The 14,112-nt window shown below is 59.1% G+C and carries 13 protein-coding genes; 4 read left to right on the top strand and 9 right to left on the bottom strand.

All coding sequences use genetic code 11. The features are described 5' to 3' along the window. The first annotated feature begins 279 nt into the window (after positions 1-279). Positions 280-1,881: an ATP-binding protein gene (locus HMPREF2927_RS02300; protein WP_070685177.1), complete on the top strand. Its 1,602-nt coding sequence runs from the start codon at positions 280-282 to the stop codon at positions 1,879-1,881. Between the two features lie 94 nt (positions 1,882-1,975). Here HMPREF2927_RS02300 and HMPREF2927_RS02295 read toward each other — a convergent pair whose 3' ends face one another. Both HMPREF2927_RS02295 and HMPREF2927_RS02290 read right to left on the bottom strand, forming a co-directional pair. Beyond that, positions 1,976-2,896 (bottom strand): YwqG family protein, encoded by a 921-nt coding sequence (locus HMPREF2927_RS02295; RefSeq protein WP_070685175.1) that lies wholly within the window; start codon positions 2,894-2,896, stop codon positions 1,976-1,978. 281 nt (positions 2,897-3,177) lie between these two features. Continuing rightward, entirely contained in the window at positions 3,178-4,197 is a 1,020-nt protein-coding gene (locus HMPREF2927_RS02290) for an ABC transporter substrate-binding protein (RefSeq protein ID WP_070685340.1), read from the bottom strand. Between the two features lie 123 nt (positions 4,198-4,320). On the opposite strand from HMPREF2927_RS02290, the gene HMPREF2927_RS02285 reads away from it, so the two are divergent. From HMPREF2927_RS02285 to HMPREF2927_RS02275, 3 genes are all read left to right on the top strand, one after another. Then, positions 4,321-5,628 carry a FecCD family ABC transporter permease gene (locus HMPREF2927_RS02285; RefSeq protein ID WP_070685173.1) on the top strand — a complete coding sequence of 436 codons (1,308 nt, stop codon included), beginning with the start codon at positions 4,321-4,323 and terminating at the stop codon, positions 5,626-5,628. Between the two features lie 34 nt (positions 5,629-5,662). Then, positions 5,663-6,691: a FecCD family ABC transporter permease gene (locus HMPREF2927_RS02280; protein ID WP_070685338.1), complete on the top strand. Its 1,029-nt coding sequence runs from the start codon at positions 5,663-5,665 to the stop codon at positions 6,689-6,691. A 263-nt stretch (positions 6,692-6,954) separates the two neighbouring features. After that, on the top strand, positions 6,955-7,638 hold the full coding sequence (locus HMPREF2927_RS02275; RefSeq protein ID WP_070685172.1) for an integrase: 684 nt from the start codon (positions 6,955-6,957) through the stop codon (positions 7,636-7,638). 66 nt (positions 7,639-7,704) lie between these two features. On the opposite strand, the gene HMPREF2927_RS02270 is transcribed toward HMPREF2927_RS02275, so the two are convergent. The 7 genes from HMPREF2927_RS02270 to HMPREF2927_RS02245 form a co-directional block, all read right to left on the bottom strand. Next, the gene (locus HMPREF2927_RS02270) at positions 7,705-8,742 is read right to left on the bottom strand and encodes a magnesium and cobalt transport protein CorA (RefSeq protein WP_070685169.1); all 1,038 of its coding nucleotides are present in this window, start codon (positions 8,740-8,742) and stop codon (positions 7,705-7,707) included. A 171-nt stretch (positions 8,743-8,913) separates the two neighbouring features. Continuing rightward, on the bottom strand, positions 8,914-10,206 hold the full coding sequence (locus HMPREF2927_RS02265; protein WP_070629267.1) for an adenylosuccinate synthase: 1,293 nt from the start codon (positions 10,204-10,206) through the stop codon (positions 8,914-8,916). A 235-nt stretch (positions 10,207-10,441) separates the two neighbouring features. Then, positions 10,442-10,912, bottom strand: a complete 471-nt coding sequence (locus tag HMPREF2927_RS02260) for a DUF4870 domain-containing protein (protein WP_070685167.1) — start codon at positions 10,910-10,912, stop codon at positions 10,442-10,444. 277 nt (positions 10,913-11,189) lie between these two features. Beyond that, positions 11,190-11,654, bottom strand: a complete 465-nt coding sequence (locus HMPREF2927_RS09210; RefSeq protein WP_246827329.1) for a hypothetical protein — start codon at positions 11,652-11,654, stop codon at positions 11,190-11,192. 32 nt (positions 11,655-11,686) lie between these two features. Beyond that, positions 11,687-12,262 (bottom strand): hypothetical protein, encoded by a 576-nt coding sequence (locus HMPREF2927_RS09205; protein ID WP_246827328.1) that lies wholly within the window; start codon positions 12,260-12,262, stop codon positions 11,687-11,689. A gap of 151 nt (positions 12,263-12,413) precedes the next feature. Continuing rightward, positions 12,414-13,178: a hypothetical protein gene (locus HMPREF2927_RS02250; protein WP_141754867.1), complete on the bottom strand. Its 765-nt coding sequence runs from the start codon at positions 13,176-13,178 to the stop codon at positions 12,414-12,416. Next, the gene (locus HMPREF2927_RS02245) at positions 13,091-13,651 is read right to left on the bottom strand and encodes a hypothetical protein (RefSeq protein ID WP_246827327.1); all 561 of its coding nucleotides are present in this window, start codon (positions 13,649-13,651) and stop codon (positions 13,091-13,093) included. Before HMPREF2927_RS02245 ends, HMPREF2927_RS02250 begins: the two co-directional genes overlap by 88 nt. Between the last annotated feature and the right edge of the window lie 461 nt (positions 13,652-14,112).

Genomic DNA, 14,112 nt, shown 5'->3' with positions numbered 1-14,112 from the left:
TGGTGAGCGGGGACTGCCGTACGGGTCTTAGCGGGGCATCATATCAGCCGTCATAACAGAAGTTGTTATGACAGCTGATATGATGCGCGGTCAATGAGACCGACAGGAATGCCCAGTTTTAGCCTGCAATTTCGGGGTTTTTAAGATTCTAAGAATGATGAAGACAGCGAATCATATCAACATCATCGCAGGATCATAACAACATCATCGCAGAACTTGTTATGATGCTGTTATGACGTTGCTATGACGTTCACCAAGAAGTAGCCATCGGGAGCATGCATGGAAACAAACACCGCCGAACTCATCGAAAACCTACGCCGTAGCCAGGCTGAAAACGGGCGAGTAGAAGTCAAAGCTGCAGCTGGCGGGTTCCCCAAATCCGTTCTTGAAACCGTTAGTGCCTTCGCCAACGGCGACGGTGGCACCATTCTTCTTGGCCTCACCGACCCGGCAGAAGGTCTACAGCCAGTTGAAGGTTTCAACGCACAGGCAGTCCACGACGCATCCGTTGAGGCAATCCGTTCCAAGATCACACCTCGACCCCCGGTAGATATTCAAATTGAGGCGGCAGACGAGCAGCACCGTATCGTGCGCATCGATGTGCTCCCCGGCGACCCGACACAGAAGCCCTACTACATCGAAGCACACGGTATGTATAACGGCTCCTACCAGCGCGTCGGCGAGGCCGATATTCGCCTCACCAAGTACGAGATTGACCGCCTCCTAGAGAACCGCAGTCAGCCCCGCTACGACGAGGAGCTGGTCAGCGAGGCAAGCTTCAAGGACCTCTCCCCCACCCTTGTGAGTGCCTATGTCGCTCGCCTCCGCGAGGAGCAGCCTCGCGTTTTTGCGGCGCTTTCTGACCGTGAGGTTCTTCTGCAGGCACGCATTCTACGCATCGATTCTGAGGGCCGAGAAGTGCCCACTCTTGGGGCGCTTCTCGCCATGGGATCCTACCCGCAGGCGTTCTTCCCGCAGCTGATGATGAGCGTTGTTGTTCTTCCCGGTGAAGAGCTTGGTGAGATCACTGAGGACGGTCGACGTTTTCTGGACAATCACAGCTGTACCGGGCCTATCCCCTCCATGTTGGATGAAGCTATGGGCGTTTTGGTTCGCAATATGCGCAAAACGTCCACGATGGAGGGCCTCAACAGTAGCGGTATCGGGCGGGTTGAGCGCTACGAGTATCCGCTGGAGGCTATCCGCGAGCTCTTGGTCAACGCCCTCATGCACCGCGACTACTCGCCGGGTGCGCGCGGCTCACAGGTACAGGTTGAGCTCTACACCAACCGCCTGGTGGTGCGTAGCCCGGGTGGTATCTACGGTGCTGTGACTATCCGAGATTTCGGTCAGCCCGGTGTTTCTTCAACCCGCAACAGCTACTTGGCAAGCATTCTGACTGATCTGCCCGACCCGGGTACGGGGCGTTTGATTGCAGAGAATAGGGCTTCCGGTATTCCCACGGTTCTGCGCGCGCTGAAGGAGGCGGGTCTACCCGCTCCCCAATTTGCTGACCGTCTACTCTATGTGCAGGTCACTCTGATGCAGCCCCCGCAGGGTGTGTCTTCTACGGAACAGAAGACCGCGCCTGAGGATAAGACTCAGCACGCAACCCATGCCGCGGGCAAACATTCAGCCGACACCGTCGAACCGGCGGGCGCCGATGCGTCGCTTGACGGCCTCAGCGAACGCCAGGCTGGTATTGTGCGCGGCCTGCGTGCACAGGGCGAGGCTGTTTCCACGGCGTATATCCAAGAGCATTGGGGTCGGGGCGCTTCACGTACCTCCATTACGAATGATCTGCGCCGTCTTGTGGAGGCGAAGCTGATTGTTCCTACAGCTCCGCCGCGTAGTAAGAACCGTAAGTATCGCGCTGCTTAGACGTGCCCGATAAAAGGTACACAAAAAAGGGGAGGGAAATAGAGCGGTTATTCTCTATTTCCCTCCCCCTTCGACTATTCAGCCAAAACCACGTTTAGCCGCAAGCCCATTCAAAGACGACCTGCGAGAAGTCGCGGGCGGCAAGCGCCTCCGGAGTAATCAGCCAGTTCGCCGCACCGGCATCACCCCACATGATCTCAATCTCCTCGTCTTCGTTCTCCTCGTTCTCCGATTCGGAGACGATAGTCAGCAGGTTCACCGTGTGGCCGCGCAGCTCCTTGAACTCGTCACGCGGGTCATTCTGCACGAAGAACGGGTATCCGCCCACGTGGGAGTACTCTTCCTCCGATTCGAAAGGCTCCGTCAACTCGTAGAGAGCTTCGCGGCGAGGCTGGTTCTTATACGGGTTCTCGTGCGCTTCGGGAAGCAACTCATCCGGGTAGGTTTCATCCCACTTCGCACCAAAAACGTCGTAGTAGTCGTAGCCGGAGGCGGTCACACCCTGCTCACGCACCTCAAAGGTCATGCCGTACTCAATTTCGAGCGGGCCGCTCTCACAGTCGAAACCACCGATGGGCCAACCGCCCTCGTCCCAGTCAACGTTGGGGAACGGGGCATCCGGGTTCGGCTCACCCAACGTCTCGTAGTAGACAACGCGGTGATTCTTCTGCGAGAGAGGGTTCTCGTAGTCAAAGCCCCACAAGCACTCTTCATCGTTCGGGTTAATCCAGAACTGCAACATACCGGTCGCCGGGTAAATGTCATTCTCGGGCAGGTCGGCGCAGTTAATCTGCGCAATCATGCCCAGCGGCTCACCCTTCTCATTGGTCGGCGCAGACTCCCCGGCAGGCAGGTACGGTCGGCCACCAAACTTGGATGCGGTCTGCGGCAAGGGTTCGGCAGGAACAAAGGGCTTCAGAGCGATAGCCTTCTTACGGGCGCCCTCCTGGTTGAGCAGGTCAATAACGTGCTTCGCCTGCTTCTCGATGTCCTTGAACGGCTTGTTCTTCGGCATTGCGTGCTCGTTTCGTCGGTGAATTAATCGGTGTGTAAGGTTTCAGTGTGTCAGGCGCGGGCAACGGTACCGCTGCGCCTTCTACCCCCATTAGACCCTATTTCGGGCGGGCGCGCACCAATTCCGGTCACGAGTGCATCCGGCTGGCAAGAAGCAGGTGCGAAAGCAGGTGCCAAGCGTGCAGAAAGCCCCGCCTCCTCACCCTCATGCGCGGGCATGAGAGGTAAGAATGCGGGGCTTCCCGGCGAATCTCTACGAATCTCTACGAGAGGCTAGAACCTTTAGAGCGCCTTCTCGATGGTCTCCAGAACACCAAGCGCGGCAGCCGGGCCAGCGTTCAGGAAGAACATGTCAGAATCCACGCTGTGCGCGTGCTTCTCGGTAACAGCCTCGAGGGTGCTCCACAGTGCCTCACCGGTCAGCTTGGACTCGTCGCCACCCTGCACACCGTAGAACAGGTAGTCGCTGTCAGCCTGGTCAAGCTGCTCGGAGCTCAGGTCGATGGAGGTCTTCTCAACCTGCGCAGCTACGGGACGTGCCAGGGACGCATCCGCGCAGATGGAGCCCACGAATGAGGACTTCGCGAAGATGCGGGTGCGGTCAGCGGAAGCGTACAGGAAGGAGAAGGTCTTCTCGCTGCCAGCCTTCTGACCGACCGACTTCGCCTTGGTGTTGTACTCCTCCATGAGCTTCTCAGCCTTCTCGGTGGTGCCCAGCGCGGCGGCAATCAGCAGGAAGTCCTGCTTCCAGTTGACGCCGGTACCCTCGGTGACCACGGTCGGCGCGATCTTGGCGAGAGACTCGTACAGCTCGTCCTTCTTGTTGGTGTTGTTAATGAGGATAAGGTCGGGCTTGAGGTTTGCGATGGCCTCAACGTCCGGGTCGGTGCGCTTGCCGACCTTGGCAATCTTGTCGAGCTCTGCGGACTTATCGGAGAACTTGGTCTTCAGGTAGGTGGGGACCAGGTCGGCATCACCGGCGGTTGCCGCGCCGACGGGCACGATGCCCAGGGAGAGCACGCCGTCGAGCTGACCGGTAGAGAGAATCACGACCTTGGAGGGTGCGGATTTGATGGTGGTTTCACCGCGGAAGTGCTTGACGGTGCGGGGGAATTCGCCGTCAACGGTGGTGGTGCCCATGCCGGAGGGCAGGGTGGAGGGTGCCACCTTCTTACCGGTCGCAGAAGCAGACGCGGAGGAAGAGCCGGAAGTGTTGGAGGAGCCGCATGCCGCCAGGGCGAGGGCACCGAAGGAACCGAGTGCGAGTGCGCCGAAGGAGCGGCGGGTGATCTTATTCGTCATATTTGCCATTTTATTAGGATAACCTCATATATGCATATGCGATACTTAATACTCATCTATTGATACGTTAAGCATCCTCCGTCCGCACGGGAGCGCACCGCTCCCCCACCACCTCCAAGGCATATGACCCCACAGACCACCACCCCTTCCGGACCCGCCGTCAGCGAAGGCTCCACCGTCAGCGCTGCCTCCCTGGCGAAAATTCGTGCCCTGTCCGCTTCTTCGGACGCCGTATCTGGCGCATCCTCGGGCGGTCAGGGCGGCAAGTCTATCTCGCGTCTGGCGGTTGCGCTCATTATTGGCGGTGTTCTGCTGGTGCTGCTCTGCGCCCTGTCGTTTGCGGTGGGTTCGCGCCTGTTCACCCTGGACCGCTCCATTGACGGTTTCCTCCACCCGGAGGCGAACACCATCGAGTCGAAGCTGATTTGGGCGAAGCGTGCCCCGCGTACCGCCGCGGCGTTGCTGGTGGGTGCCGCGTTGGCGGTGTCGGGTGTGCTCATGCAGGCGTTGAGCCGCAACCCGCTGGCTGAGCCGGGCCTTTTGGGTGTGAACTCGGGTGCTGCCGCCTCCGTGGTGGTGGGTGTGGGCGTTTTTGGGGTGTCGTCCCCGTTCGTTCAGCTGTGGCTGGCGCTACTGGGTTCGGGTCTGGCGGCGGCACTGGTGTTCGTCATGGGCCTGGTGGATTCTAAGCCGAACCTGGATTCAACGGCGCGTCTGGTACTGACAGGCGTGGCGGTGAATGCCTGCCTGGGCACGATTACCGGCATTATCACGATGTTTAATTCGAAGGCTTTTGATTCGCACCGTTTCTGGGTGGTGGGTTCACTGGAGAACCGCACCTTTGAGCAGGTGCTGTCTGCGCTGCCCTTTGTGGCATTGGGTATGGTGCTGTCGTTCATGCTAATTGGCCCTCTGCGTGCCCTGGCACTCGGTGAGGATGCGGCAGCCGGCCTGGGTGTGCCGGTGACGATGGTGCGTGGCGCGACGATTATTGCGATTATGGCGCTGTGTGGTGCGGCGACCGCGATTGCGGGCCCGATTGGTTTTGTGGGTCTGGTCGTGCCGCATGTGGTTCGCCTGCTGGTGGGTTCCGATATTGCGCGTGTGCTGCCGCTGTCACTGGTGTACGGCCCGGTGTTGGTGCTTGCCGCCGATATTTTGGGTCGCGTTCTGGTCATGCCGAGTGAGCTTGAGGTGGGTATTGTGACCGCCTTTATTGGTGCCCCGGTGCTGATGGTTCTGGTGCTGCATTTGAGTACCGGTGCGCGCGGTGCAAAGAAGAGCCGCATGGGCGCTAAGGCGCAGGCGCACGATGCGTCGGGTCCGGCTCACGTGTCGGAGCACGGTCCGCATCATGCTCACCGCCCTGTTGTGCGCGGCTCGGCTGGCTCGACTGGTTCGGCTGGCTCATCTGGCGTATCTGGTTCGTAGGTCCCGGTTTCTGAGAGGTTTTATTGTGAGCGTTATGTCTCGTTCTGCAGCCGGGTCTGTGCATATTCCCGGGCGTTATCGCACCCCCATTCCGCGTACCCTGCTGGTGGTGGCGGTGCTTGTGGTGGCGGCGGTCGCCTCCCTGGTGTTTGGTAGTTATCAGATGAGCCCTGATCAGGTGTTTCGCCTGATTTTTCAGGGTGAGGGCACGGAGATTGAGCGTCAGCTGGTGTTGAATCAGCGTCTGCCGCGTATGCTTGCCGCCGTGGTGGTGGGTGCGGCTTTGGGCTTGTCGGGCGCTATTTTTCAATCGGTTTCCCGTAATGCTCTGGGTTCGCCGGATATTATCGGCTTCACGGTGGGTTCGGCAACCGGTGCACTGTCTGTGGTGCTGATTGGGTCGTTGAGTTCTACCGGCGTGGGTATGGGTATGGGCGCTATTATTGGCGGTTTTGCGACGGCGGCTGTGGTGATGCTTCTGGCGGGTGCGCGCGGTGGTGCGACGATGGGTCAGAAGATGGTGCTGATCGGTATTGCGGTGAGTGCGATGCTCAGTTCCGTGAACGATTATCTGATTACGCGCGGTGATTTGGAGAAGGCGGAGGCGGCGAAGACCTGGCAACACGGTTCACTAAATGCCCTGTCGTGGAACCAGATGTCGGTGCAGGCGGTGCTGCTGCTGGTGGCGATTCCGCTGGTGCTGATGCTGACGCATCGCCTGCGCGTCTTGGAGCTCGGCGACGATTTAGCGGCGGGTTTGGGTTTGCCTGTGAAGAGGACCGTGAACCTGCTGGTGGCGGCTGCCGTGCTCCTGGTGGCTGTGGCGATTTCTGTTGCGGGCCCGATTGGTTTTTTGGCGCTGGTTGCCCCGCAGATTGCGCGCCGCCTGTGGAACACTCCGGGTATGGCGATGTGGCATTCGGCGTTGCTGGGTTCGGTGATTTTGGTACTGGCTGATTTTGTGTCGGCTCGTGCGTTGGCGCCGTTCCAGATTCCGGTGGGCCTAGTGACGGGCGCGTTGGGTGGCGTGTACATGCTGTGGTTGCTGTACCGTCAGCGCTAGTTGTGCCGTCTTATTCCGTATGAGTGACCGGGTGTTTCCGACTGTGGGGCACCCGGTTTTCTCTGTTTCACGGGGTTTCACGGGTGTTTTCAGAATTTTTCAGAATTTTCTCAGTTTTACCCCGGGGTAGATTAAAAACTGCTTATCGTGTCAGGGGTCGCTCATAGAGTGTAGGTGTTGGAAGGGACGATCCTTCCGGCCGGGCACACCGCCTCCCGCGGTGTTGCCAGCGGATTGATTCAGCATCTACGGAAGGAACGGTCATGGACAACACCACTCGCGAGGGCCAGCACGCACAGGCGCAGATTTCTTGCACTGCCGATGAGCAGCTTCGCTGTGATGAGGAGTTCAACTGGCTGATGCAGTGCGGCACCGTGGTGCGTATGGAACGCTTCGAGGTGGAGGAGTTCCGCACCGTTCTGGAACAGCTGGTTGCCGAAGGTTCGTGCTTCCGTACCGCGCCGGTATCTTCCACTATGGGCCGCGTGATGCGTCAGCTGACTCAGGGTGCTTCCGGTTACGAGGCGAACCTGACTGAGCTTCGTGCGGCGGCACAGAACGCTCTGCTGTTCGTGTTCCCCCTGGAGAAGGACCTGGAGATGTGCCTGCGCTTTGAGCGTGTGCAGGGTACCGGTCTGGCGCTGACCGGCATGGGCGTGAGCCCGGTCAATGGTGACCTGTGGGTCAAGCACTGGGCCATGCGTTCTCTGGAGTGCACCGATGCGGTATTCGCGGTGGAGTCAGCTCCGGGTGCCTGCAATTTTGAGCTGCGCCGCAAGACGTTCTACGCAATGCTCACGATGGTTGAGCTGTCGACCTTGGGTCTGGCGGCTGAGCCGAAGGACTTCTCCATGTTCGACGATCCGAAGGCTATGTGCACGAAGTTCAAGCGCGAGCGCCGCGATTGCCGCCGCGCAATGCGTGCCCAGTACGACCGCGCCGCGTAAGGCATGTGTGTATGCCCTGCGCGGCATACGCGTTTAAAGGCCTAGCCAGTGCCGTTTTGTGGACTGTTAGAGCCACTTATTCTTCTTGAAGAACCAGTAGAGGAGCAGACAGGAGACCAGCATCAGCAGCAGGGCCGCCGGGTAGCCGAACTCCCATTTGAGTTCAGGCATGACCTCAAAGTTCATGCCGTAGACGGAGCCAACGATGGTGGGCACCATGAGTAGCGCCGCGTAGGCGGAGATTTTCTTGGTGTCGTCGTTTTGCTGCTGACCGAGCAGGGTGTCGTGCACGCGCAGGGCGTTTTCGAGGGAGCTACGAAGGTCTTCGAGGCGTTCTTTTGTTTGTGTTACGTGGTCGAGCACGTTGCGGAATTGCCGGGCAAGCTCGACCGCTTCTTCGTTCTTTTCTTCGTCGGATACGCCCGGGTAGGGTGAGGGGTCGAGCGCGCCGGTGCGCATCCCTTCGATGATGCGGCCGATCATGGATTCGAGGGGTCGGCAGGCACGCTGGAAGTCGATAACCTGGTTGAGCAGTTCGTAGATGCGCTGTGCGAGGGAGTTGGCCTCGCGCCGCTCGCTGTGGGAAAAGAGAATGTCTTCGATTTCGTCACTGTCGTTTTCAAGGCCATCGAGCACGGGTGCGTACCCGTCGACGGTGCTGTCGAGGATGCGGTGCAGCAGTCGGGCGGGGGATGCATCGGGGGTGGCGTAGAGCAGGTTGAACTGGTCGTTGATGCGCTGGTTGCTGCGTTGTTCGTCGCGAACGAGTGCGAGGGTGTAGCGGGGGCCGGTGAAGAGGTGCAGTTCGCTGAGGCGCACTTCTTCTTCTTTGTCGAGGTAGATGGCGGGACGGATGACGGTGAAGAGGGAGTCGCCGTATCGTTCTAGTTTGGCGCGCTGGTGGCCTCGTCCGGCGTCTTCGATGGCGAGTTCGTGCAGGTTGAAGGTTTCTTGCAGGGCGTGTAGTTCGTGGATGTTGGCGTTGGCGTATCCGAGGGCTACGGCGGTGTTGGGCTGCTGGTAGGCGTTGAGGGTTTCTTCTTCGGGTGTGCCTACGCGGATGCGGTCTCCGCTGGGGTAGATGGCTCCGGTAATGTAGGTCATCGTTGTACTCCTCTGAACGCTTTGGCGCCACGTGTGCGAGGCGCTCTTTCCAGCATACGGCACACGCCCCGCCTGGTCATGTGCACCGCGCGTGCACCCGGCATAGGAAAAGCCCCCGGAAGGCACCTGTAAGGTAGCCTCCGGGGGCTTTCACGTATTGAATTATTGCGCTTAGTCTTCGTTGATGAGGTCGCGGACCACAATGGTCTGGTCGCGGTCCGGGCCCACACCAATCGCGGAGATACGGCAGCCAGAAATCTCTTCCAGCTTCAGCACGTACTTGCGGGCGTTCTCGGGCAGCTCATCCAGGCTCTTCGCATCCGAAATGTTCTCGGTCCAGCCGTCGTAGTACTCGAAAATCGGCTTAGCGTGGTGGAACTCGGTCTGAGTCATCGGCATCTCGTCGTGGCGCACACCGTCAACGTCGTAAGCCACGCAGACCGGGATCTTATCCAGGCCGGTCAGAACGTCCAGCTTGGTGATGAACAGGTCGGTGAAACCGTTGATGCGCACAGCCTGACGCGCCAGCACGGCGTCGTACCAGCCGCAACGACGCGGGCGGCCAGTGTTCACGCCGAACTCGCCGCCGGTGGTGCGCAGGAACTCGCCCATCTCATCGAACAGCTCGGTCGGGAAGGGGCCAGCACCCACGCGGGTGGTGTACGCCTTCTGAATACCGATTACGCGGGAGATGCGGGTCGGGCCCACACCCGAACCGACGCACGCACCGCCAGAGGTCGGGTTGGAGGAGGTCACGAACGGGTAGGTGCCGTGGTCAACGTCCAGGAAGGTTGCCTGGCCGCCTTCCATCAGCAGGGTCTTACCCTCGTCCAGTGCCTTATTCAGCAGCTGGGTGGTGTCTACAATCATCGGCTTCAGACGCTCAGCGTAGGACATGAAGTACTCGACGATCTCGTCAACCTCAACGTGGCGGCGGTTGTAGACCTTCACCAGCAGTTCGTTCTTCTGGCGCAGTGCGCCTTCAACCTTCTGACGCAGGATCGACTCGTCCAGGATGTCCTGAACACGGATGCCGAGGCGGCCAACCTTATCCATGTAGGCGGGGCCAATACCGCGGCCGGTGGTGCCGATAGCGCGCTTGCCGAGGAAACGCTCGGTCACCTTGTCCATGGTCTGGTGGTAGGGGGCGACCAGGTGTGCGTTAGCGGAAATCTTCAGGCGGGAGGTGTCAGCGCCGCGGGCCTCAAGGCCGTCAATCTCAGCGAAAAGAGCCTCGGGGTTAACAACCACGCCGTTACCAATCACGGGGACGGCGTTATCGCTCAGAATACCCGCGGGCAGCAGCTTTAGCTCAAACTTCTGGCCGTTCACCACCACGGTGTGACCGGCGTTGTTACCGCCGTTGGGCTTGACCACGTAGTCTACGCGGGGGCCGAGCAGGTCGGTTGCCTTACCCTTACCCTCATCGCCCCACTGGGCGCCCACAATCACGACAGCTGACATTTTGTGCTCCTTGAAAGCCTTGAAGATACGCACCGGATTTCACGGCGCGGCGGCGACCTACCGCCTCATGATCCGGGTAGGCACACCTCTTCTAATGATACCGTGCCCGCCCCTTTAAGTCCCGTGTGACGGGGCGGTAGGCGTGCCGGATACGGTGCCGGTGAGCCTCACCGGGCACGGCAACGCCCCCATCCGATATTCGGACGGGGGCGCTACCGGTATGAGCTTATGAAGACTACTTGATGATCTCGATGAAGGTCATCGGGTAGGTGTACTGCTCACCGCGGTTTGCGGCCATAGCAGCCAGGCTGTGGAAGATAACCATCAGGATAGCCACAACCAGCGGGACAACCCACAGGATGATGCCCAGGATGCCGAGGGACACCACCATCAGCAGCCAGGAAGCCATGCTGACGAGCCACAGGGAGAAGTTGAAGTTGAACGCGCGGCGTGCCGATTCCTTAGTGAAACCGTAACCGGGCTTGTCCTTGTAGATGAACCACATGACCAGCGGCGCGAGAATACTTGCGGTTGCGAAGGACAGCAGAGACAGAATCGCAGAAGCCAGGTGCGCGAGCATCGCCATGTTCTGGTCGTCCTTGGAGGAGACTACGTAACCGTTGGGCTGCTGACCCGGCGCCTGCGAGTAGGCGGGTGCCTGCTGGGAGTACTGGTTGTACTGTTCAGGGTTCGGGTTCTGGGACATCGTTCTTTTCCTTAATCTATCGATGAGTGGATACAGCTAATCGTTGAGGTGCGGCGGCAGGCTAACTCGCCGTTCTTGGAGGGTGCCCGCCTTGCTCTGCTTAGTCTCAACGCTCGTGATGGTTTCACCCTATCAAGGCAAGGTAAATGGAATATTAACCCTCGCCGGACAACAGACGAAGAAACCCGAATATGACACAAAAAGACGCCCCTGCCCCTCCACGTGGTGTTACGTGCGTGGAGGGGCAGGTTGTTATACGGTATGGGTTGGCTTGGGGTTAGTCCTGTTTCTCTTCATCGGCGAGCGCAGGATGCGCGGCGGGCTTCTGTAGTGCGGAGGCCTCGCGCGGTACTACAGCCTCGTGTAGCTTTGCGCGTTCCTGCTTTTTCAAAAACTCGTACACCGAGAAAGAGTCCTCTTCTTCCTTCGTGAAGCCGTTGACGCCCGTGTAGCCTTCCGGCAGGCGGTTGTACACGAGGTAGTACCAGAACTCGGTGGGCGGGTCCTGTCCCTCCTCGATGAGGTCATTTATCTGATTCCGGCGTTTGAAGAGGCGAACAATGCCCATGATCCACAGAATCGGAACCACAAAGATTGACCCCACACCGATGACTATGAAAATGAACGCGACCATCAACCCGTATTCGGGGTCTACGATGCTGGCAAGAGGCGCCAACACGAAGGGATTCAGCATCAGCAGTACACCAAGCGAAATGTTCGTGAGGGCGAGCTCCTTCTTCAAGTCTTCAACGCTGTACTGTGTCGGTGGCCTATTCACTGGAACATAGCCCACCGGTTGCAGCATTGCCGCCCGCGATATGGGGTTCTCCTCAACCTTGACGGGTTCAGGTGGGCTGCGCACGCCTGCATGGGTGCGGACTCATCCTGGGAGCGGTCGAGCAGGCGCATTTCGATGAGTTTCGAGTCGGGGGTGCCGAAGAGCGGGTCGGGGATGACCGGCAGAATAGCTCCCGGGCTCAAGCCGAGGGATTCTAGCCGAACATATTCACCGTAGGCGTGCATCGTTTGAGTCTGCATTGCCTGCGCCCGCTCACGGGCAGAGAGTACAGGCTGGCCAGCGGACTGGGTGGGCTGGGTAGAGGCGAGCGCTACCGGGTGGTTTTCTACTTCGTTTTCGTGAGTATCTTCTGAGGTGTCTTCCGGTTCGTTGCTACCGTCGGAGTCTTCGCTGTCGGAGACTTTGTGCAGCTCAGCGCCTTCTTGTTCTGAGGCCTGCTGGTCCATGAGTAGCGCCATGTATTCCGGGATGGACTGGTCGGTGTCCCAGAGGGGCTGGTACGTCTCTTCCTTCTTTGCAGTTTCCTTCTTTTCAGTGGGTCGGTCTGCCATGGTCGTCTCCTTTGCTTACCAGACATACTCCTAGTGGCACCACCGTACCAGCGTGCGCTGGGCAGCCCCTTGAAACCTGCCTGATAAAAGCTGAGAAAAAGCCCCCGACAAGCTCCAACACGCACGTGTTAACACTGCCGGGGGTTCAACGTTACCAGGGGTCTACTGGGGGCATTTGCGGGAAGCTACTCCGCTGGCACTGACAATCCCTCGGGCTCCCCCGCTTCGTCCGGGTGGGCACCCTCCTGCAGGGCGCGGTCGTACACCGGGTGGTACCAGAACGCACCGTACGTCGTTGCCTTCGCCACCGCCTCCCGCCGCTTCTGTGGAGCTTCACCAGCGAATAAATCATCAAGCCAAGCCAGATAAAGGGCACCGTGAAAAACGAATACAGCCAGACAAAGAAATAGGCGCCAAGAACCTCCCCGGCAACCCGCTCATTCACCATGTACACCAGGGGTAGCAGAAGGAACGGGTTAATCACCTGCAACACTACGCACAAAACCAGCCACCACGCGTACCCGAGACGAGCCTTAGCCCAATCCACGGTGGCCTCCGGTGTACTTGCAGGGATGTAGCCAACAACCTGAGCTTCGCCGGTGTCTTCCCTCGGTGCAGCAAGAGCCACAGCGGTGCCGGGCTGATTCTGCCAGCGCACAGAAGCCACCTGCGTGGGTCCGGCATCCTTCGACACCGCACTCAGTAGTTGCATGGGCTGCAGGCTCGGGCCGGGAATACCGTAGACAGGTTCCGTCGCCACCGGCAGGGCGGCATCAACTGTGAAGGAATCCATACGCCACTGCGGGCTCTGCGCCTGCGCTCCGCCGGTCATGATGCGCCGCCCATATTCGAGTTCGGCGGCTGAGGAGTCAGAGCCGCCGCGGAAGACATCGAAGACGCCGCACCCAGAATCCACTGCATCTCCTCAGCATCCCTAGGCAGGCGGTCATACACCAGGTAGAACCAGAACGACCCGAGAGGCATAGCCTCCCACTTCAGCGCCCGGTACTTTAGGCTCACTCGGACCAGCGTATAAGTCAGCGCACCAACCCACAAGAACAGGGGAAGACCCAAAGTCACTGTGGTAATCATCATGAAGATGTAGAAGACATACCCACCAGCGCCAGAAACCCCGGTACTAGAAGCCAAGGATATATAGGTCAGGGGGTTGAACACCACACCAATGAAGAAGAGGGCGATGAGCTCAGGCCATACTTTCCTCCGCAGGTCTAATCCGCTTACCCTACCCGCAACCGGTGCCGCAGGGATGTACCCGATAGGTCGAGGTGCACCCTCTACTTTCTCGCCCAACCAGGAGGGGAACGCGGACGGCGCCTGCTGGTTTGCAGATGCAGCAGCATCCGTGCCCATGGGGGATATGCGGCGCATCGTGGGGCCCGGGCGGCCATACAGCCGCCGGTTCAGCACCGGATGACCCGTCGCCGAGGGGAAAAAGTTCGCCGCCTGCGCAGACGGCGCAGGACGCCGCCGGCTGCCAGCAGGTGGGAGCTGTGCATGACAGACTCTTTCGGGGAAATGCGTCGTTTGACCATGGTTCGGTCTTCCCTATCCCATCATTTTTGATAGATGTTCAATAGATGGTTTTACACTAACAACCGAACTTGAAAAGAACCTGAACCCAAGTGCAAATGAAAAGCGTGAAAAAGAAAAGGGTCGAACATGTCCACAATTTGATGCATTTAGGAGTAATAAACGCTTCACAAGCCATTTTGAGGTGTATCCTAGTTCACATCTAGTGTGTTTAAGTTCAGCTGGAACCCACCAGAACAACACCACAAGCCTCCCAGAAACACCCCGGGAGCCAAGCAAAGGAGCACCGTGACACACAC

Source organism: Rothia sp. HMSC061E04 (assembly GCF_001813685.1).
Taxonomy (GTDB): domain Bacteria; phylum Actinomycetota; class Actinomycetes; order Actinomycetales; family Micrococcaceae; genus Rothia; species Rothia mucilaginosa.
Note: the sequence above shows the minus strand (reverse complement) of the source record. Positions and strands in the feature narration are given on the sequence as shown.